The organism is Streptomyces ardesiacus, assembly GCF_003112575.1.
GTDB classification, from domain to species: Bacteria; Actinomycetota; Actinomycetes; order Streptomycetales; family Streptomycetaceae; genus Streptomyces; species Streptomyces ardesiacus.
The window spans coordinates 445,901-465,097 of sequence record NZ_BEWC01000007.1 but is presented as its reverse complement, the minus strand read 5'-3'; the positions used below and the strand labels follow the sequence as shown (position 1 = coordinate 465,097).

The following is a 19,197-nucleotide window of genomic DNA, read 5'->3' as shown; positions in this document are numbered from 1 at the left end:
TACCTCCGGGTTCTGCGAGGGGGGCCGTGGTGTCGGCGTGGGCGGCTGGGTCGCCGTGGAGCGGGGCGGCGGACGGGAAGGCGGCCGTCCGCGGTCGGGTGCGGGCCCGAGGGGCGGTCACGGCGGAGACCGGCCCGGGAGTCACCGGCCCGGGGCCCGCCGGCGCGGGGCCTCCCTGGAGTTCGGGGCCGGCCGCCGAGGGGGTGCGGCGCGGTGTCCGTACGGCGGTGTGGGGCGGTGTGAGGGTGGCCGTCTCGGCCGGTGGCGGGGCGGTCACGGGGTTCACCGGCCGGTACCTCCGTCGTCCTTCAGGGTCACCGTCGTGTCCGTGCGGCGCAGGGACAGGGCGGCCGTGACCAGAAGCGGGACGACGGCCATGCCGGCCAGCAGGAGGGCGATCCGGCCGGCCGGAAGGATCACGTCCACGTCCGGCACGGGGCGGGCGGCCTGGGGGGTCAGTACGGTCAGCGGGATCACCGCCCGGGTCAGGACCGCGCCCAGGGCGGCGCCGGTCAGCAGGGCCAGGCCGGTCAGCACGCCGTGCTCGACGGCGACCGTCCGGGCCAGCCCGCGGCGCGAGGCGCCCAGGGCGCGCAGGACGGCGAACTCCCTGCCCCGCTCGCGCAGCGACCCCGCGGCGCTCACCGCGAAACCGACCGCGGCCAGTGCGGCCGCCACCAGGGTCGCCGCGGCGAACGCCGCACCCGGCCCGGCGCCGAACGGGTCGTCCCGCAGTTGCTCGGCGGCCTCGTCGCGCACCAGGACCTCGGCCGGCGCCGTGTCCGGGAACGCCCGCAGGCCGGCCGCCGCCTCGCCGGTCTTCCCCGGCCCGGGCCGCAGCCACCACTCGGTGGGCTCGACGGTGGCGCCGTACCGCGCCTGCAGGTACCGGTTCACCGCCGGCAGGTCGACCAGCAGCGTGCCGCCGAAGCGCACCGAGGGCGTCTCCGTCCCGGTGCCCGGCAGCGCGCGCACGGAGCGCACGATCCGCACCGGGACGTCGCCACCGGCGAGCAGCACCGTGACGCGCTGCCCGGTACGGGCGCCGGAGGATTCCAGGAAACGGTCGGTGGCCACGGCGGTCACCTCGGCCGGCTTCGGCTGGGCGACCCGCAGCCGTACGGTCAGCGCGGTCGTCTTCCAGCTCAGGGCGTCCGAGTAGCCCGTGGAGTACGCGACGGCGAGCGGTTCGGACTCCAGCAGACGCGGGGTGGAAGGGGCGCCCTCCTCCCCGCCCGGCGTGGCCGCCGGGGGCGACAGGGCGGAGGCGGCCGTCCAGGTCTGCTGCAGCGGCACCGGCCGTACGGTCCCGTCGGCGGCCGTGGCCGTCACCCGCCGGACGGTCAGGCGGTGTTCCTCGCTCCTGCCGTTCGGCTGGACCACCGTGAACTCGACGCCGGTGAGGGTGAGCGGCCCGGCGTCGACGTCCACGCCGAGGGTGTGCTCCCGGCCGTCGGCGGGCAGGGAGCCGGCCTGGAGCCCGTACGGGGTGCCCCAGCGGTCCTCGACGGTGACCGTCACGTCCGCCGAGCGGGCGTCGGAGCCGGCGGCGGGGCCGGAGCCCGAGCCGGGGGCGGCGGCGTCCGGGACGCTCAGGGCCGCCGTCAGCGCGAGCCGGGCCGTGTCCGCCGGTATCCCCGCGCCCTTCGGCCGAGCCTGCGGGGCCATCCCGGACAGCAGCCCGCGAGGCGACTCGTCGGCGAGGTCCGGCCGCAGCAGCACCGTGTCCGCCGCGTGCGCGGTGTCCAGCGCGAGCACCGTCGCCGTCCGGTCGCCGGACAGGGAGATCTCGGAACGGGCCGCGGGAGCGACCTCCGCCACCCCCGGCACGCCCGCGATCCGGTCGGTGCGGCCCAGGCCCGGCGTGCCCGCGGCCTGCACCCGGATCGGTGCCCCCGTGCGGAAGTCGGCCTGGTCGTCCTGCGAACGGGACCAGGAGGCGCCCTGCCCGATCGCCATCGTGCCCAGCGCCACCGCGAGCACCAGCAGCAGCACGGGACCCGCCCCGCGCATCGGACGGCGGCTGAGCTGCCAGCCCGCCAGCGCCGCCGCCAGCCCGCGCCCGCTCGCCGCCCGGCGCTCCGCGAGCCGCGCCACCAGCGGCAGCAGCCGCAGCGCGAGCACCGTCCCGGCCAGCAGCGCCAGGGCCGGCGTCGCCACGAACAGCGGATCGACCCCGAGGGTGCCCACGTCGTCGCCGTCGCCCGGGCCGCCGGCGGAGGTCTGCTGGTCGAGCTGCCAGTAGGCGATGCCCGCGAGCACCAGCAGGCCCACGTCCGCGCCGGCCCGCAACCAGCCCGGCAGCGCCCGGGACCGGCCGCTACCGGCCTCCGGCGCGAGGGTCAGCGCCGGCAGCGTCACGGCCAGGGTGCACCCGAGGGCCGCCACCGCCGCCACCAGCCACACCGTGCCGCCGCCGCCGGCCGACGGCTCCCAGCCGAGCCCGATCCGGGCCAGTGCGCCCTGCCCGGCCAGCAGCCGGACCAGCGGCCCCGCCAGCAGCGGCGCGCAGACCAGCGCGGGCACGGCCAGCAGCAGTGCCTCCAGCGCCGAACCGGCCGCCAGCCGGGCCCGGGAGGCGCCGCGGGCCCGCAGCAGCCGCAGCTCACCGGCCCGCTCCACGCTCAGCAGCCGGGCCACCAGCAGCAGCGCGCCGCCCGCCAGCAGGACGAGTTGCAGCGCGATGACGAGAAGGGTGGAGCGGGAGACCTCCAGCGAACGGTCGAGGCGCTCCAGAGTCGTGGGCAGGTCCGTCGTCGCCGCCGTGGCCCCGCTGAGCACCTTCTGCTCGCGCAGCCAGGCCATACCGCCGCGGGCCGCCTCCCCGAGGGCCTCGGTCCGCCCGGCCGTGAGCGTCGAGTAGTCCGCCGTCACCAGCCACCCGGACGTCCCCACGCTGACCCGGCCGCCGTTCAGCGCGCCCGGCGGGGCGAGCAGCGGCCCGTACGTCGTGAAGCCGCCCTGCTTCACCCCGCGCCCCTCCAGGTCGTCCAGGCGCCAGTAGGGCGATCCGGCGTCGACCGGCCGGTACAGGCCGGTGACCACGACGCGCACGGCCGGGCCGTCGAGCCGGTCGGTGAGGGTGAGCCGGTCGCCGGGACCGACGCCCACGCGCTCGGCGGCGGCCACGGGCACCGCCACCTCGACCGTGCCGTCGGCGTCCGCGCCCCCGGTCCCGGCCCCCGTGCCGGCCCCGGGCATGCGACCCTCCTCGACGCGGACCTGCGTCGGGTCGAGTGCCGCGAAGAACGTCAGATCGGGGTCGGCGGAACGCTCGGTCGGCGGCCGCAGGGAGGCGGGCAGGGCGTACGGGCCCGAGCGCACCAGGGTCCGTACGGTGAGCGGCAGCCCGTCGAAGGTCTTCGCCGCGCCCTCGCGCACGGTGGCGTCGGCGGCCTTCCGCTGTGCGGCCGGTACGTCCGCCTTCACGACCAGCGCGGCGTCGGCCCCCGTGCGCGCGTCGGCCAGGCTGTGCCGCAGGGCCGCGTCGCCGACGGCGCCGGAGTAGGCGGTGAGGGTGGCCAGCACCGTCGTGGTGAGCAGCACGGTGAGCAGGGCCGCGGCCAGCAGCAGGCGGTGCGCCCGCGCCCGCAGCAGCACGAACTGCGTGAGCCCCCCGAACCCCGACACTCGGCCCCCTGCCGCTGTTGTCCAGACCTGTTCCGGATGTTGTCAGAGGAGGGGGGTCGGAAGTAAGCGCTCGGGCCCCGGGCTTGACCGGATCGTGACCGGAATCCGGCGTCGGCTGACCGGAATGCGCCCGTCAGTGCGCCGGATCACGCAGGAAGGGGGATCAGTCCGGAGTGTTGATCATCGAGGCCGCCGCGTACGTGAGGTACTTCCACAGCGTCTGCTCGTGCTCCTCGGACAGCCCCAGCTCGTCGAGCGCGACCCGCATGTGCTTCAGCCAGGCGTCGTGCGCGGCCCGGTCGACGGCGAAGGGGGCGTGCCGCATCCGCAGCCGCGGGTGGCCCCGGTTGTCGCTGTACGTCGTCGGGCCGCCCCAGTACTGCATCAGGAACAGCGCGAAACGGTCCTCGGCCGGACCCAGGTCCTCCTCGGGGTACATCGGCCGCAGGATCGGGTCCTCGGCGACCCCCTCGTAGAAGCGGTGGACGAGCCGGCGGAAGGTCTCCTCCCCGCCGACCTGCTCGTAGAAGGTCTGCTCCTGAAGCGTGCCGCGCCGAATCTCATTCACGCCGTCCATGGTCTCAGACACGGGGGCATAGGACTCAAGACCTAGGCCCGCTCCCGGAACCCGCCCACCCCGTCCGTCCGGCCCGTACTGTGGAGGCATGGGCGGTTACGAGGACCTGGACAGCCTCGCCGCCTCCGCGCGGGCGGAGCTGGTGCGGGAGATCGACCTGAGCGGCGCCTGGGCGGCCGACCCGGTGTGGCGGGAGGCGTTCTGGGCGGTTCCGCGTCACCTCTTCGTGCCGTACTACTACGTCGGCGCCCGGGGCGGCTACGAACGCCGGTGGGGAGAGGACCCCGACCCCGGTGCCCGCGAACGCTGGGTGCGCGGCGCCTACGCCGACGCCCCGCTGGCGACCCGGCTGCGCGACGGCGAGCTGCTCTCCTCCAGCAGCCAGCCCTCGCTGATGGCCATGATGCTGGCCGAACTGGACGTGAGGGACGGCGACCGGGTCCTGGAGATCGGCGCCGGCACCGGTTACAACGCGGCCCTCCTCGCCCACCGGCTCCGCGACGACGCCCTGGTCACCACCGTCGACCTGGACCCCGAGATCACCGAGTCGGCCCGCCGGCACCTGGACGCCGCCGGGTACCACCCCGCCGTGGTCACGGGCGACGGAGCCCGCGGGGTGCCCGAGCGCGCCCCCTACGACCGGATCCTCGCCACCTGCGCGCTGTCCTCGGTGCCGCACGCCTGGCCGGCCCAGTGCCGCCCCGGCGGCCGGATCCTGACCCCGCTCGCCACCGGGCTGGTCGTCCTCACCGTCCGCGACGCCCGGCACGCCGAGGGGCGCTTCCTGCCCACGCCCGCGTACTTCGTGCCGCTGCGCGGCGGGGACCGGACCGAGCCGGAGACGCCGGGCCTGGGCGGCGTACCGCGCCGGGCCCGGGAGAACGACCTGTTCCGCTTCCTGCTGGCGCTGAGCCGGGGCAGCCTCGACCCGCAGGAGGCGTACGCCCTGTGGGACCGCGAGGACGCCCCGCGCCGCGAGCGCTACGGCATCACCGTCAGCGGCGAACGGGCCTGGGCGTGGCTGGACGACCCCGAGGGGCCGTACGCCTGGCCGTTCGCCTGACGGAGGGCCCCGGGCCCGTCCCCCTCTATCCCCGGCGGATGGTGATCGTCGTCCAGGCGCCCACGTGCACCCGGTCGCCGTCCTGGAGCGGCACCGGCACGAAGGGCTGGATCGGCTCCTCGCCGCCGTTGACCGTCGTGCCGTTCGTCGAGTTCTGGTCGACGACCGCCCAACCGCCGTCCGGCTGCTGCACCAGCACCGCGTGCTGGTGCGAGACACCCGGGTCCTCCGGCGGCACGGCCAGGTCGATGTCCGGGGTGTCGCCGGTGGAGTGCCGACGGCGGCCGATGGTGATCTGGTTGCCGGTGAGCGTGCGCTGCTGCTCGGGCGAGTACGCGGGCAGGTTCAGGCCCGCGGCCTCGGGGCCGGAGCGCTGCATCATCGCCATGAAGTACTCGCGGTCCGGGCCGATCGTCGCCGACCAGGTCGTCGGCTGCTGGGGCCGCTGCGGGAAGCCCTGGCCGGGCGGCGCCTGGGTGGCGCCGGGCTGCGGGTAGCCGTAGCCGCCGCCCTGGGCCGGACCCGGGCCGCCGGAGGTCGGCGGGGAGAGCACCCAGTCGTCGTCTCCGCCGCCGAAGGACGGGCCGCCCTGCTGCGGGCGGTTGGTCTCCTGCGGGAAGGCGGGCGGGGCCGGGGGACCGGCCTGGAACCCCTGAGGCGCGCCACCCGGACCACCCGGCGCGGGCGGCACGGGGCCGGGCGGCGGCGGAACCGGCCGCGAGGGGTCGGCACCGAAACCGGGCGGGGACGGGGGCCCGGAGGGGCCGTTCGGACCGCCGGGCCCACCGGGACCGCCGGGTCCGTTGGGGCCGCCGGGTCCGTTGGGGCCACCCGGACCACCCGGACCACCCGGACCGTCGAAACCACCCGGTCCGCCAGGACCGTTGGGGCCGCCGGGACCCCCGGGCCTGCCGAAGCCGCCGGGCCGGTCGGAGCCGCCGGAGTTGCCGAAACCACCCGGTCCGCCAGGACCGTTGGGGCCGCCGGGTCCACCCGGGGCGCCGGGACCGCCGAAGCCGCCGGGCCGGTCGGGACCGTCGGAGTTGCCGAAACCACCGGGGCCACCGGGCCGGTCGGAGCCGCCGGGTCCACCCGGGGCGCCGGGGCCGTCGAAGCCGCCGGGCCGGTGGGGACCGTCGGAGTTGCCGAAGCCGCCGGGACCGCCGGGGCCGTTGGGGCCGCCGGGTCCGTCAGGGCCACCGGGGCCGCCGAAGGCTCCGGGACCACCCGGACCACCGGGGCCACCGGGCCTCTCGGGACCCCCGGGGCCACCGGACCCGAAGGGGCCGCCGGGCCCGTTCCCCGGGCCGCTCGGGCCACCGGGACCACCGCGGCCCGACGGGTCGCCGCCGAAGGGCGGCGGGCCCGGGGGGATCGGCTCGGCGGGGCGGTTCACCTGGGACGGGCGGGAGCCCTGGTAGTCGTACCCGTCACCGCCGCCGAAGGACGGGCCGCCGGAGGGGCCCGCCGGAGGCTGCCCGAAGCGCGGCGCCGGGCCGCCGGACGCCGGCGGGCGCGGAGCCGCCGGGGTGTACGACGTGGCGGTGTTGGTCAGGAAGTTCCACCGGCACTCCTCGCAGAACGGCGCACCGCCCTCACGCGGCGTGCGGCACTGCGGACACAACTGCGGCTCGCCGCCAGGACCGCCGGGACCGCCGCCCGGACCGCCGCCGGGGCCCCCGGGCCCACCCGGACCGGCGGGCGGCGGGAAGCCGTAGCCGCCGCCGGGCGGCGGGGGAGGCGGAGGGGGCGGCACGGCACCGGCCATGCGGTGACCGCAGACCTCGCACCAGTCGTCGGAACCCGACTGGTGTCCGTTCGGGCAGGTCGGCATGTCGGAGCTTCCCTCTCTTGCGGGCGTGTCGCGCGGTTGTTGTGCGTCACTTCTTTACACGAACAGTCTTTGTCGACCGGGTCTCGAGAGTCATCTCGTCGGCCTCCTCGACCTTCGCTTTCAGTCGCACAGTACCTGCCGCCGCGTCCACTACGTCCACCACCTTCGAAAGCAGTTTCGCCGTATCGGCGTTTCCGGAGGCTCCCGCGAGCTGAACCGCACGGCCCAGTTTGGCCGTTGCGCCGTCGATGTCTCCCGCTTTGCGCAGATCCAGCCCCTGCTGGATGACTTGTGCCAGTTCGGCCTGCCCGGTGTAGTGGGCGACTTGGGGGTTGATGGACGTGGAGGCGGCCATGTCGTCCGTCCACACGGCGCGTACGAGTCCCTGCGCGCCCAGGTTCCGCACGCCGCCTCCCCCGCTCTCCGCTCCGCTCGGGCCGGAGGCGCCCCCGGGCTCGGGGACGACCAGGGAGACGCGGGCGGCGAGCATCTCCTGGCCGAGGCCGGCGGGCGGTACCTCCACGCAGACGTGGTAGTCGCGGGACTCGTCGCCCCAGGAGCCGGTGGGGTAGTCACCGGCCCGCGGGCCCGCCTCGGTACGGCGGCCGGTCAGCTCCTCGACCGTCGGCGCGACCTGCTTGACGAACCTCACGGTGGTGCCGACCGGGGTCCACAGGCGCAGCGCGACGTCCGCGACCTCCTTGCCCATGGCCGTCTCCATCATCCGCGTGAAGTCGGCGGCCAGGCCCGCCGGATCGGCCACGATGTCGGCGGTACCGAGCAGGGCGGAGGCGATCCCTGTGACTTCTTTCACTTCCCAGTCGGTGCCCACGCCACGGGCGTCGCAGGTGAAACGCCCGGCGCAGGCGTCAAGGGCCGCCCTGAGGTCCTCGGGCGACTCGTGCTCGTTGCGGCCGTCGGTGAGCAGGATGCCGTGCCGGATGGCGACGTCCGCGGTGGACAGCAGCCGGTCGGCCAGCCGCAGCCAGGTGCCGATGGCGGTGCCGCCGCCCGCACCGAGGCCGCGCAGCGCCCGCTTGGCCTGCGCCCGGGTGGTGGCGTCGGCGACCGCGAGCCGGCCGCCGCCGGGGTAGACCTCCTTGGCCACGTGGGTGCCGGCCACGACCGTGAAGTGGACACCGTCGCGCAGGGTGTCGACCGCCGCGGACGTGGCGTCGCGGGCGTTGCGCATCTTGGTCGGCGGGTAGTCCATCGAGCCCGAGCAGTCGACCATCAGCGCCACGGCCGCGGACGGGCCCTGGCCGGGCGAGTACAGGTGCGGCGCGGCGACCGCGCTCCCGATCGTGCCGCCGCCGGTGGCGGTGACCGTGACGATGGCGTTGACCTCGCGGCCGCCCTCGGGCAGGTACTCGTTCTGGTAGACGTCCACCGCGAACTGCGGCACGTTCGACTTCGAGAAATTGGCCATGCCGGATCGCATCCCCCTCCACGTCCCCCGGCGACGGGGGCCCTGGCTGTCGTCGGCGCGGACCGCCCCCTGCGGTCCGCGAGGCCCCCCGACCCGTGCCCGTGCGGGGCCTCAGGCCGATCCTGCCCCCTGCGGCGGGGCCGGGAACGGCAGGAGGGCCACTGTTACGTTGTCGTGGCCCCCGCCGTCCAGGGCGTGACCGACCAGAACGCGGGCGCTGTGCAGCGGGCGTGCGGCGGCGTCCAGGGGCACGGCGTCGGCCATCTCCTGCGCCGACTCCGCGTAGTTCCACAGGCCGTCCGTGCAGACCACGACCACACCGGCGCGGTCCGGCTTGAACGACGCGGTGTGCGGCTCCAGTTCGTAGGCGTCGGCGCCCAGCCATCCGGTGATCGCGTGGGCGCGCTCGTCGGCGTACGCCTCGGCCTCGTTCATCAGGCCGGCCGCGACCATCTGCGCGGCCCACGAGTCGTCCTCGGTGAGCCGGGCGGGCGGGGCGGAGCGGTCGGCGGGCACCCAGTAGACGCGGCTGTCGCCGACCCAGCCGACGACGAGGAGGCCGGCGGTGACCACGGCGCCGACCAGGGTGCAGGCGGGCGCGTTCTGGTGCGGGGCCTGCTCGCGGGCGGTGGCGGGCTCGTCGGCCAGCGCGTTGACGGCCTGCGCGGCGGCGAGGATGGCGTCGTGCATGGCCTGCTGCGGGTGCGTGCCGCGCGGCAGGGCGCCGAGCAGCGACTCGCCGGCCGCCCGGGACGCGGCGAGGGAGGCGTCGTCGGGGCGGGTCGCCGAGGAGACGCCGTCGCAGACGATCGCCACGGAGGCCGGGGCGCCGTCGGGCAGCACGGTGCAGCCCACCGAGAAGGCGTCCTCGTTGCGGTGGTGGCGCAGGCCGCGGTCGCTGACGGCGGCGACGGGCCCCGACTCCTGCTCCATGTGGTCGCGTTCGCGGGGCTGGGCGTGCCCGCAGTTCTCGCAGTAGCCGTCGTCGTCGACCCGGCCCGCGCGGCAGGCCACGCACACCTTCTCGGCAGGGGCGGGCCCGGCGGGCCGGGGCTGCGCGGGAACGGGTGCCGGGGCCCCTTCCGCCGTCAGCCGCGGGTCGGGCGCCTGCAAGGGGTACTCGTCGGGCTCGTCCGGCCGGTCGAGGCGCACGCCGGGCGCGGGGGACTCCGTGCCGGCCGCCGGAGCCGCCGGCGGGGCGGGCGGGGGCGGCGGCAGCGGGGAGCCGCCCGAGTCGGTGCCGGGGACTTCGGCCGCCGCGTGCGCCGGGGCGGGGTGGCCGTGGCCGTCCGAGTCCCGGGCCACCGGCCAGTCCACGCCGTCCGGCGCGGGCACCGCGCCGTTGACGGCGAGCGTCGGGCTGTCCTCGGGCCGTGCGGGCACGACGGACAGGTCGTATCCGCACGCACCACAGAAACGGTCACCCGACTCGAGGGGCTCCTCGCAGCTCGGGCACTTCGGCACGGCGGCCTGCTGGGGCATCTGCGACATCAACTACACCCACGTCCGGGGGCGGTAACGATTGGCACGTTCCACCAGGTCGATCCTCTCCTCGCCGCCTCGCGCCAGCCGGGCCAGCGTGCGGTACGAACGCTCCAGGCCGAAGCGCAGGCCGCGTTCGTCGAGGGCACTGCCGAGCAGCGTCCGTCCCCCGGCGGCACGGGGGTCTCCCCGCTCGGGCGGAGCCGAGAGCGGGGGAGGGACGGAACCCCGACCTCCGGAGAGTACCCAGTCCAGCGCGCAACCGAGGACCTCGGCCGACAGCTGCTCGCGCCGCGCCGGGTCCAGACCGTACACGTCCAGCGCCTCCACCTGCCGCGCGGCGGCGACCAGATCGTCCAGGAACCCCAGGTCGCCCGCGGCGGCGGTGCGCTGCCGCAGCCGCGCCCGCACGGCCGCCACGCGCGCCCCGGTGTAGTGGATGGACGACTCCGGCACCGACTCCAACGTCCGTACGGCACCCGTCCGGTCGCCCCCGGCCAACTGGACCCGGGCCAGACCGAAGGCCGCGCTGACATGGCTGGGGTCGGAGGACCACACCAGCCGGTAGTACTCGGCGGCGTTGTCGAGCTGCCCCAGCACCTCCGCGCACAGGCCCAGCGCCAGCTTGGGCGCGATCTCGCCCGGGAAGGCGTCGTAGACCGCGTCGAAGGCCAGCGCGGCGTCCTCGTGGGCACCCGTCACCAGCGAGGCCAGACCGCGGTACCAGACCACCCGCCAGTCGTCGGGGCGCTCGCCCTCCAGGGCGCCCAGGACCTCCAGCGCGCCGGACGCGTCACCGCTCTCCAGCCGGGCCCGGATCTCCCGCAGCCGCGTCTCGGCCGACGGCGCCGGCGCGGCGGCCAGCGCGGTCAGCAGCTCGGCCGGCGCGGACGCCATCAGGCCCGCCAGGAAGCCCGCGTTGGGGTCCGCGGCGTCGACCCGGGGGACCGGCAGCGCGAGCGTGGCGGTGGGCGCGTCGGCCGCCTTGACCAGGCCGGAGGCCCCGGTGTCGAGACCGCCGACGGCGCTCACGGCGTCCGGCAGCGACGCGCTCGCGCCCCCCGGCGCGCCCCCCGGTCCCCCGGCGCCGGCCGGCGGGGCGTGCGCGACGGTCCCGCCCGGCGCGCCCACGGCGGGAACGGTCCCGCCCGGCAGCGCGGGCGAGGGGGCCGGACCGGCCGCGCGCGCCGCCCCGGAGCCGCCCCGGCGGCCACGCCCGCGCACCGCCCTGGCCCCCAGCCGCGACACCTCGCCGTCCAGGCGCGGGAACAGCTCCGTGTCCGTCACCCGCACCTCGGGCCCGAACAGCGTGGAGACGGCGGGCCTGGCCCGGCCCGTCTGGAGCGAGACCACCTCGCGCAGCACACCCGTCAACTGCTCGGCCATCTCCTGCGCGGAGGCGAACCTGCGGGCGGGGTCGGGGTCGGTGGCCCGCACCAGCAGCCGGTAGAACGACTCGTACCGGCGGAAGACGTCGATGTTGTCCGGGTCCGGCAGGCTGTCCGCGTAGACCGTGGTGTAGCCCTGGAAGTCGAAGGTCAGCACGGCCAGCGTGCGCCCCACCGTGTACAGGTCGGACGCCACCGACGGGCCGGCCTCGGCGACCTCGGGGGCCTGGTAGCCCACCGTGCCGTAGATGGCCGACTCCTCGTCGTCCATGCGGCGGACCGCGCCCATGTCTATGAGCTTGAGCTGGTCCTCGGTCTGGATGGCGTTGTCGACTTTGAAGTCGCAGTACAGCAGCTTGCGGCTGTGCAGGTGGCCGAGCGCCTCCAGCGCCTCGATGCCGTACGCGCAGGCCTGCTCCACCGGCAGCGGGTCGCGTCTGCCCTCGGGGGAGCGGCGGGCGTTGGCGATCTCCTTGAGCGACTTGCCGCCGACGTACTCCATGACGATGTAGCCGTCGAGGGACCCGGTGCGCTGGTCCAGGTGCTCGACGAAGTTGTAGATCCGCACGATGTTGGCGTGCTCGATCTCCGCGAGGAAGCGCCGCTCGGAGATCGCCGCCGCCATCGCGTCCTGGTCGCCGGTGTCCAGCAGGCCCTTGAGGACCACCCAGCGGTCGGAGACGGCCTTGTCCACAGCTAGGTAGATCCAGCCCAGGCCGCCGTGTGCGAGGCAGCCCACGACCTCGTACTGGCCGTGCACCACGTCCCCCGCCTTGAGCTTGGGCACGAACGAGTACGGGTGGCCGCACTTGGTGCAGAAGCCCTCGGTGCGGCCCGGCCGCTCGCCGCGCGCCCGGCCGACCGGCGCCCCGCAGTCGGAGCGCGAGCAGAACCGCTTGCGCTCGGGCACCTCGGGGCGCTCCATGACCATCTCGCGCGGGTCGGGCCGCGGCACCCCCGGCACCTCGACCAGCCCGGCGCCCAGCCGCCCGCGCCCGGTGGAACCGGCGCCCGAACCCGAGCTGCGCACCGACACCGAACGCCCCGTGGAGCGGCCCGAGACGGCGCGCGAGAGCCGGCCCGACACCGAGCGCCGGGACTTCGACGACTGCGAGGACGTACGCGAACCGCGGGCGCCGGAGCGGGAACCGCCGCTGCCCGACGAGCCGCGCGAGCCCCGGGCCCCGCCGCCGGTGACGCCGGTCGGCGTGGAGCCGAGCGCGCCGCCCGCCGCGACGACCGGCGCGAGACCGCACGTGTCGCAGTACAGCTCGCCGCCGCCCATGTCCTCGTAGGTCCCGCCGCAGCCGGGACGCTGACACGTCCGCCCTGCCTCACTCATGCCGCTGCCTCCCCCTTCTCGCTCATGCGCCGGGCCCCGTCCGGTCCACCGGTCCGGCCTGGCCGGGCACGCGCGGGGCGGTGGCGAGGAGTTCGGCCGCCGCCCGCTGGTAGCGGAGCACGGCCTGCTCGGCGACGCGCAGGTCGCAGGGCGCGCTCCACAGCATGCGGCGCGCCTTCTCGTACTTCTCGGCCAGCTCCGGGTCCTCGGCGTGCCCGAGCCGGGCCATCTTCGCCTTGTACGCGTCCAGCCGGCCGCGCAGCTCGGCGCGGACCGCGAGCGGAGCGGTGACCGCCGTCAACGACTCGCGGGCGCGCAGCAGTTCGTCCTCCGCCTTCTCCTCCAGGGACTCCAGGAGCGGCGACAGGCGGTGCCACTGCGCGTGCCTGCGGTACTCGGCGGCCGCCGCGAGCTGCTCCTGCAGCACGATCGGCGGCCCGCCCACCACCGGCACCTCCGTCGCGGCGATCTTCGCCAGGACCTCGCCGCGCGCGGTGCGCGCCTCGGCCAGCGTGCGGTCCGCGCGCGAGAGCACGTCCCGCAGCCGCACGATCCGCTGCTCCGCGTCCTGGCGCACGGCCAGCACCGCCTCGATCTCCCGGCGCACCTCCTCCAGCGCCCGCGCCTCCCGGTCGTACACCGTGGTGTCGGGGCGGCCGCCGCCCGGTGCCGAACTGCCCTGCGCGGGCGTCCAGAAGGCCAGCGGGTCGGACACCACCTGCTCGCGCAGCCGGGTCAGGGTGCGGGTGATCCGCTCCAGGTCGTCCCCGGCCGGGTGCTCACCGGGGCGCACGCCCACGGAGTGCGCCAGCTCGCGGGTGCGCCGCAGCTCGGCGGCGAGTAAATCGATCCGGGCGGGCAGCGCCGACCACACCGCGTCGGCGGCGACCACCATGTCCAGGGAGGTCGCGTAGAGCTGGTTCATCCGCTCCACCAGCGACGCCAGCGTGTACCGCTCGCTGAGCCGGCCCGGACGGCCGTCCGGCGCGGGCGCGGTGGCCGCGGCCGAACCGGCCACCGTGACGGCCTCGCCGCGCAGCAGCTCCGTCAGCTCCACCAGGTCCTCGCGGCTGGACCAGCGCCGCCGGGAACGGATCTCCCGGGCGGTGCGCAACGCGCCCGTGTACGCGTCGAAGTAGGCCCACAGCAGCGTGATCGACGCCTCCGCGGCCGACCAGCGTTCGGCGGTGACACCGGTCAGCTCGGCGCCCTCGAGGAGTCTGCGGCCCGCGTGGTCCTGGAGGGCGAGGAGCGAGGTCTCGATCGCCTCGTGCTCCGCGCCGAGCCGCGCCAGCGCACGGTCCACCTCGTCCCGGTCCATCACCGGCCCGGTGGGTCCCGTGTCGCCCATCGATCACCTCTCGCCGTAGCGGACTTGCCTGTGCGTGTGTTCCCTCGTCGCCTGCGCCGCCCCGCCGGTCAGCTCCCGCGCAGGTACTGCGGGGTCGGCGGCAGCGACTTCGCCGCGTCGTCCATGGTCTCCGACAGCCACCGGTCGTACGAGTGCTGCCAGCCCCCGGCCCGGTCCGCGCGCCACTGCTCGAGGACCCGGTTGACCCGGCGTACCAGATCGTCGGCGTCCTTCTTCATCGCCACGCCGTAGTACTCGGTGGTGAAGGCGTCGCCCTTCAGCTCGACCGTCGGGTCCTGCGCGGCCTGGCTGGCGGCGAGGGCGCCGTCGGTGACGACCGCGTCGACCTCGCCGAGCTGGAGCCGTACCAGGCAGTCCAGTTGGTTGGGCACGGTGGTGCGCAGGTCGACGCCCTCGGGCAGCTTCCCGTCCTTCTGGTCCTGCTCCAGCGTGCTCAGCGCCGTCGAACCCGCCGCCGTGCAGATCTCCGTGCCGGCCAGGCTGCGGTCGTACCCGGTGATCTTCGAGGACTTGGGCGCCAGGACCTGCTGGCCGGTGCGGAAGTAGGGCGCGGAGAAGGCGACGTCCTGGAGCCGGTCGCAGTTGATGGTCATCGTGCGGACCACCATGTCGACCCGGCCGTCCTGGATCGCGGGGATGCGCTGGTCGGTGGGGATCGCCTTGAACTGCACGGCGTCCGCGTCGCCGAGGACGTCCTTGGCGATGCGGTGCGCCAGGTCGATGTCGAAGCCCTCCAGCCGGGCGTCGCCGCCGCTGTTCGGATCGCGGTAGCCCCAGCGGTAGCTGTTCTGGTCGACGCCGACGACCAGCTTGCGCTTGCCGCCCTTGCGGGAACGGATCTCGTCGATGGTGGGCCCGTCGTCGCCGGAGGGGGCGAGGGTCTGCTTCTCCGGGTCGGTGCACTCCTGCGCGGCCCGCGCCCGGCTGCCGTGGGCGGCGCCCCGGCCGCCGTCGTCCGGGCGGGCGCCGTCCGCGCCGTGCGAGTGGACCATCGGCAGGAGCAGGGCCGCCAGCACCGCGAGGGCGCAAGCGAGGGCCATCGCCCCCACACCGCCCCAGCCCCTCAGACCGGTCCGCAGCCGCTGTGCACGCATCCTCACGCCCCCTTTCCCGGGTACCGCCCCCACGGGCACCCCTTCCCACCGGACCGCCGCGTCCGCGCCCGGCCTCACCGGTACTCCGACAGCCTGCGGCCGATGCCGATCAGCGCGCCGGCCGCGCCGAGCGCGGCGAGCACACCGGCGCCCTGCGGCAGGTAGCCCATCGCGTCCAGGCCGTCGCCCGCCGCCCGCTCGAACTCCGCCTTCTCGTGGCCGAGCGCGGTGGCGAGCGCCGCGTCGACGCCGTCGAAGCACTCGGCCGTGGCGCCGTCGCCGCCGATCACCAGGTCCAGCGCCTGCTGGTAGTTGCCGTTCTCGTCCTGCTCACGGGCCGAGGCGTGCCGCTTCTTCCACTCGGTCATGTCGCGGTTCGCCGCGGCGACCGGCTGTGCGCCCGCCTTGTCGTCGGCCAGCCGCCCCGCCTCGGCCAGCGCCGTGCCGAGGGCGTCCATGTTCTTGCCGAAGGCCAGGTCGTAGGAGTCGTACGTCCTGCCGTCGGCCTTGGTGGTCTCCGCGCCGCGGGAGACCAGGGTCAGGTTCTCGTTGCCCCGGGCCTTGAGGGAGGCGATGCGGGCCTCGTTGAGCGCGTTGAGGGAGCGCACGCCGTGTTCGTAGGAGTCGGTCAGGTGCGCGCGTGCGACGCCGTGGCCGACGACCAGCCAGACGAGCACGATCGCGGAGGCGGCGGTGGCGGCGACCAGGCCGTGGTTCAGGACGCGGTTCGTGCGCCGGTAGTGCCGGTGCTGCGCCCAGGCCAGCGCGGCGAGCAGGACCAGGCCGAGGGCGATCGCCGCCCAGGGGTAGGGCTCGGCGTCGCCGTAGTCGGCGCTCAGCCGCTGGTTCTCCTTGGTGTAGAGGTCCTCCGCCGCCGGGAGCATCTCCTTCTGCATCTTCTCGTTGGCGTAGCGCAGATAGGCGCCGCCGACCGGGAAGCCCTGCCGGTTGTAGGTGCGGGCGCGCTCGACCAGGCCCTTGTACTCGGGCAGCAGGCGGTTGAGTTCCCCGATGGTCCGCGCCGCCGGCGACTTCGGCTCGGAGTTGGCCGCGGCCGTCACGAGCCCCTCGGCGGCGGCGCGGATGCCCTTGTCGTACCGCGTGCGGGAGTCCTCCGTCTCCTGGCCGCCGGCCAGGAAGCCGCTGGAGGCCGCGGTGTTGGCCTCGGCGAGCGAGCGGTAGATGCCGGCCGCGGCGGAGCTGAGCGGCTGGCTGCGGGACAGCACGTCGTCGGCGGCCGCGGCCCGCTCGTTCATCTGCCAGGCGGTGACGGCCCCGAAGGCCACCACGAGGACGGCGAGCAGCGCGCCGATGATGCGCAGGCGCCCCGGCTCGGTGACCGCCGCCGCGCGCAGCCGGTCCACGCCCTCGGCGAACGCGGTGCGCCGCCGGGGCGGCGGGGGAGCCGCGGGCGCGCCGCCCGGCCGCTGGGCCGGCACCGGTGCGGAACGCGGCGGTGCGGCGGGCGGGCCGGGCACAGCCGGGCCGGGCGGCGGCGCCGCGCTGCCCCTCGGCGGTTGAGTCACTGCTGACCTCCCCCATGGTCATCCGTCGCCGCAAGTATCGCTGGCCGCCCCGGCCTTCGCACCGGCCTTCACCCGATCCCGGTGATCGGGGTGCAACGCACCACCCCTGCCCATGAATACGCCACGGGAACCGGTTCGGTTCCCCCGGACCGGTTCCCGTGCCCGGGCACGGCGGGTGACACGGGCACGGCGGGTGACGCGGGCACGGCGGGTGACGCGGGCGGCTCAGGCGGCGAAGTGCTCCCGGACCCGCTCCCGGGCCCCGGGCGCCGCGCCCACGCGGTCCAGGCCCAGCAGCACCGCGCCCAGCACGGGCGGCGCCGTCACCACGCGCGGCACCGCCTTGGGGGCGCGGGCCGCCAGCAGCTCCCGTATCCGGTCGTCGAGCCGCGGATGCCGGGCCGCCAGCACGCTGCCGCCCAGCAGGACCGGCGCCGGCTCGTCCAGCAGGTCCAGGCGGGTCAGCGCCACCGTGGCCATGGCCACCACCTCGTCGGCCTGCCGGTCGACGATCGACCGGGCGAGCGGGTCGCCGCCGGACGCCGTGGCGAACAGCACGGGGGTCAGCTCGTGCCGCCGTGCGGGCTCCACGTGCCGCAGGTGCAGCGCCTCGATGAGGGCGTACATCGAGTCCAGCCCGAAGTGCGCCGGCAGGGCCTTGGCCAGTTCCGTGGGTTCCCCGCGCCCGTCCTCCGCGCGCGCGGCGTGCCACAGCGCCTCCTCGGCCAGCCCCCAGCCGCCGCCCCAGTCGCCGGAGATGCGGCCGATCGCCGGGAAGCGGGCGGTGCGGCCGTCGGGACGCATGCCGACGCAGTTGACACCGGCCCCGCACACGACCGCGACGCCCAGCGGCTCGGCCACGCCGGCCCGCAGGACCGCGAACGTGTCGTTGCGCACCTCGACGTCCGCGCCCCACGCGCGCGCCCGCAGCGCGGCGGCCAGCTGTTCCTCCTCCACGGGCAGGTCGGCGTTGGCCAGGCACGCCGACACGTGCTCGACGGAGGTGACACCGGCCGCGTCGAAGGCCCGCGTCACCGCCTCCGCCAGGGCGTCCACGGCCCGGTCGACCCCCACGGCGGGCGGGCGGAAGGCCCCGCCGCGCGCGGTGGCGAGGACCTCCCCGCCGGCCGTCACCACGGCCACGTCGGTCTTGCTGTTGCCCGCGTCGACGGCGAGGACGCTTGCGCTCAGGCCCACGCCAGGTGCTCCCGGTTGTGTGCGATCAGTCGGTCGGTGAGCTGTTCGGCGTACGCGTACTGGCCGACGAGCGGGTGGGCGAGCAGCGCCCGGAAGACCCGCTCCCGCCCGCCGCGCAGCGCCGCGTCCAGGGCCAGGTCCTCGTAGGCGGTGACGTGCGCCATGAGTCCCGCGTACAGCGGGTCCACCGGGGCCACCGGCAGCGGGGAGGCACCCTTGGCGCCCACCGCCGCGGGCACCTCGACGACCGCGTCGTCGGGGAGGAAGGGCAGCGTGCCCCGGTTGCGGGTGTTCACCACCTGGTAGGGGGAGCCGGAGCCGCCGAGCAGGGCGGCGGCGAGGTCCACGGCGGCCTCGGAGTAGTAGGCGCCGCCGCGCCTGGCGAGCAGCTCCGGCTTCTCGTCCAGGGCCGGGTCGCCGTACATCTCCAGCAACTGCCGTTCCATCTCGGCCACTTCGGCGGCCCGGGACGGCTTGGTACGCAGCTCGTCGACGACCTCGTCGTGGGCGTAGTAGTAGCGCAGGTAGTACGAGGGGACGACGCCCAGGCGGTCCAGGAGGGGCCGGGGCAGGCGCAGGTCGGCGGCGACCGCGTCCCCGTGCCCGGCCAGCAGGCGGGGCAGCACGTCCTCGCCCTCGGGGCCGCCGAGCCGTACGGCGGTCTCCCAGGTGAGGTGGTTGAGCCCGACGTGGTCCAGGTGGACGTCGGCCGGTGCCACCCCCAGCAGCGCGGCGAACTTGCGCTGCAGCCCGATCGCCACGTTGCACAGCCCGACCGCGCGGTGCCCGGCCTGGAGCAGGGCGCGGGTGACGATGCCCACCGGGTTGGTGAAGTCGATGATCCACGCGTCCGGGTTGGCCCGGCGCACCCGCTCGGCGATGTCCAGCACCACCGGCACCGTGCGCAGCGCCTTGGCGAGCCCGCCCGCGCCGGTCGTCTCCTGGCCGACGCAGCCGCACTCCAGCGGCCACGTCTCGTCCTGCTGCCGGGCCGCCTGCCCGCCGACCCGCAACTGGAGCAGTACGGCGTCGGCGCCGTCGACGGCCGCGTCCAGGTCGGAGGTGGTGACCACACGGCCGCCGTGCCCCTGTCGGGCGAAGATGCGGCGGGCCAGGCCCCCCACCAGCTCCAGCCGGTCCGCCGCCGGATCGACGAGCACCAGCTCCTCCACCGGCAGCGTGTCCCGCAACCGGGCGAAACCGTCGATCAGTTCGGGCGTGTAGGTCGAACCGCCGCCGACCACGGTGAGTTTCATGAAGTCA

Annotated in this window: 12 protein-coding genes; 1 reads left to right on the top strand and 11 read right to left on the bottom strand. The window is 76.0% G+C overall.

Going from position 1 to position 19,197, the window contains the following annotated elements; genetic code table 11:
* Window positions 1-282: 282 nt before the first annotated feature.
* Together Sdi02f_RS24105 and Sdi02f_RS24100 are read right to left on the bottom strand one after the other, a co-directional pair.
* Window positions 283-3,630, bottom strand: a complete 3,348-nt coding sequence (locus Sdi02f_RS24105) for an FtsX-like permease family protein (RefSeq protein WP_031184550.1) — start codon at window positions 3,628-3,630, stop codon at window positions 283-285.
* A 163-nt stretch (window positions 3,631-3,793) separates the two neighbouring features.
* Window positions 3,794-4,207: a globin gene (locus tag Sdi02f_RS24100; RefSeq protein ID WP_030399988.1), complete on the bottom strand. Its 414-nt coding sequence runs from the start codon at window positions 4,205-4,207 to the stop codon at window positions 3,794-3,796.
* An 88-nt stretch (window positions 4,208-4,295) separates the two neighbouring features.
* On the opposite strand from Sdi02f_RS24100, the gene Sdi02f_RS24095 reads away from it, so the two are divergent.
* The gene (locus Sdi02f_RS24095; protein ID WP_108934000.1) at window positions 4,296-5,270 is read left to right on the top strand and encodes a methyltransferase domain-containing protein; all 975 of its coding nucleotides are present in this window, start codon (window positions 4,296-4,298) and stop codon (window positions 5,268-5,270) included.
* A 25-nt stretch (window positions 5,271-5,295) separates the two neighbouring features.
* On the opposite strand, the gene Sdi02f_RS24090 is transcribed toward Sdi02f_RS24095, so the two are convergent.
* The 9 genes from Sdi02f_RS24090 to Sdi02f_RS24050 all read right to left on the bottom strand — a co-directional run bounded on the left by Sdi02f_RS24090 (window position 5,296) and on the right by Sdi02f_RS24050 (window position 19,190).
* Window positions 5,296-7,104 carry an FHA domain-containing protein gene (locus Sdi02f_RS24090; RefSeq protein ID WP_108933999.1) on the bottom strand — a complete coding sequence of 603 codons (1,809 nt, stop codon included), beginning with the start codon at window positions 7,102-7,104 and terminating at the stop codon, window positions 5,296-5,298.
* A gap of 46 nt (window positions 7,105-7,150) precedes the next feature.
* Window positions 7,151-8,533, bottom strand: a complete 1,383-nt coding sequence (locus Sdi02f_RS24085; RefSeq protein ID WP_031084059.1) for a vWA domain-containing protein — start codon at window positions 8,531-8,533, stop codon at window positions 7,151-7,153.
* A 111-nt stretch (window positions 8,534-8,644) separates the two neighbouring features.
* On the bottom strand, window positions 8,645-10,024 hold the full coding sequence (locus tag Sdi02f_RS24080; RefSeq protein WP_108934055.1) for a PP2C family protein-serine/threonine phosphatase: 1,380 nt from the start codon (window positions 10,022-10,024) through the stop codon (window positions 8,645-8,647).
* Between the two features lie 3 nt (window positions 10,025-10,027).
* A complete protein-coding gene (locus Sdi02f_RS24075) occupies window positions 10,028-12,745 on the bottom strand; it encodes a serine/threonine-protein kinase (protein ID WP_030399983.1) in 2,718 nt (905 codons plus the stop codon).
* Between the two features lie 22 nt (window positions 12,746-12,767).
* Window positions 12,768-14,096 carry a coiled-coil domain-containing protein gene (locus tag Sdi02f_RS24070; RefSeq protein ID WP_031084051.1) on the bottom strand — a complete coding sequence of 443 codons (1,329 nt, stop codon included), beginning with the start codon at window positions 14,094-14,096 and terminating at the stop codon, window positions 12,768-12,770.
* Window positions 14,097-14,164: 68 nt separating this feature from the next.
* Window positions 14,165-15,211, bottom strand: a complete 1,047-nt coding sequence (locus Sdi02f_RS24065) for a glutamate ABC transporter substrate-binding protein (protein ID WP_030399981.1) — start codon at window positions 15,209-15,211, stop codon at window positions 14,165-14,167.
* Between the two features lie 74 nt (window positions 15,212-15,285).
* A complete protein-coding gene (locus Sdi02f_RS24060) occupies window positions 15,286-16,737 on the bottom strand; it encodes a GlnX family signal transduction membrane protein (protein WP_108933998.1) in 1,452 nt (483 codons plus the stop codon).
* A gap of 225 nt (window positions 16,738-16,962) precedes the next feature.
* Window positions 16,963-17,934 (bottom strand): N-acetylglucosamine kinase, encoded by a 972-nt coding sequence (locus Sdi02f_RS24055; protein WP_108933997.1) that lies wholly within the window; start codon window positions 17,932-17,934, stop codon window positions 16,963-16,965.
* Window positions 17,925-19,190 (bottom strand): 6-phospho-beta-glucosidase, encoded by a 1,266-nt coding sequence (locus tag Sdi02f_RS24050; RefSeq protein WP_030399978.1) that lies wholly within the window; start codon window positions 19,188-19,190, stop codon window positions 17,925-17,927. Before Sdi02f_RS24050 ends, Sdi02f_RS24055 begins: the two co-directional genes overlap by 10 nt.
* Window positions 19,191-19,197 lie beyond the last annotated feature (7 nt).

Coding starts and splice junctions, on each gene's coding strand:
- Sdi02f_RS24095 (WP_108934000.1), top strand. CDS start 4,296: ATGGGCGGTTACGAGGACCTGGACAGCCTCGCCGCCTCCGCGCGGGCG.
- Sdi02f_RS24080 (WP_108934055.1), bottom strand. CDS start 10,024: ATGTCGCAGATGCCCCAGCAGGCCGCCGTGCCGAAGTGCCCGAGCTGC.
- Sdi02f_RS24065 (WP_030399981.1), bottom strand. CDS start 15,211: ATGCGTGCACAGCGGCTGCGGACCGGTCTGAGGGGCTGGGGCGGTGTG.
- Sdi02f_RS24050 (WP_030399978.1), bottom strand. CDS start 19,190: ATGAAACTCACCGTGGTCGGCGGCGGTTCGACCTACACGCCCGAACTG.
- Sdi02f_RS24090 (WP_108933999.1), bottom strand. CDS start 7,104: ATGCCGACCTGCCCGAACGGACACCAGTCGGGTTCCGACGACTGGTGC.
- Sdi02f_RS24100 (WP_030399988.1), bottom strand. CDS start 4,207: ATGGACGGCGTGAATGAGATTCGGCGCGGCACGCTTCAGGAGCAGACC.
- Sdi02f_RS24075 (WP_030399983.1), bottom strand. CDS start 12,745: ATGAGTGAGGCAGGGCGGACGTGTCAGCGTCCCGGCTGCGGCGGGACC.
- Sdi02f_RS24085 (WP_031084059.1), bottom strand. CDS start 8,533: ATGGCCAATTTCTCGAAGTCGAACGTGCCGCAGTTCGCGGTGGACGTC.
- Sdi02f_RS24070 (WP_031084051.1), bottom strand. CDS start 14,096: ATGGGCGACACGGGACCCACCGGGCCGGTGATGGACCGGGACGAGGTG.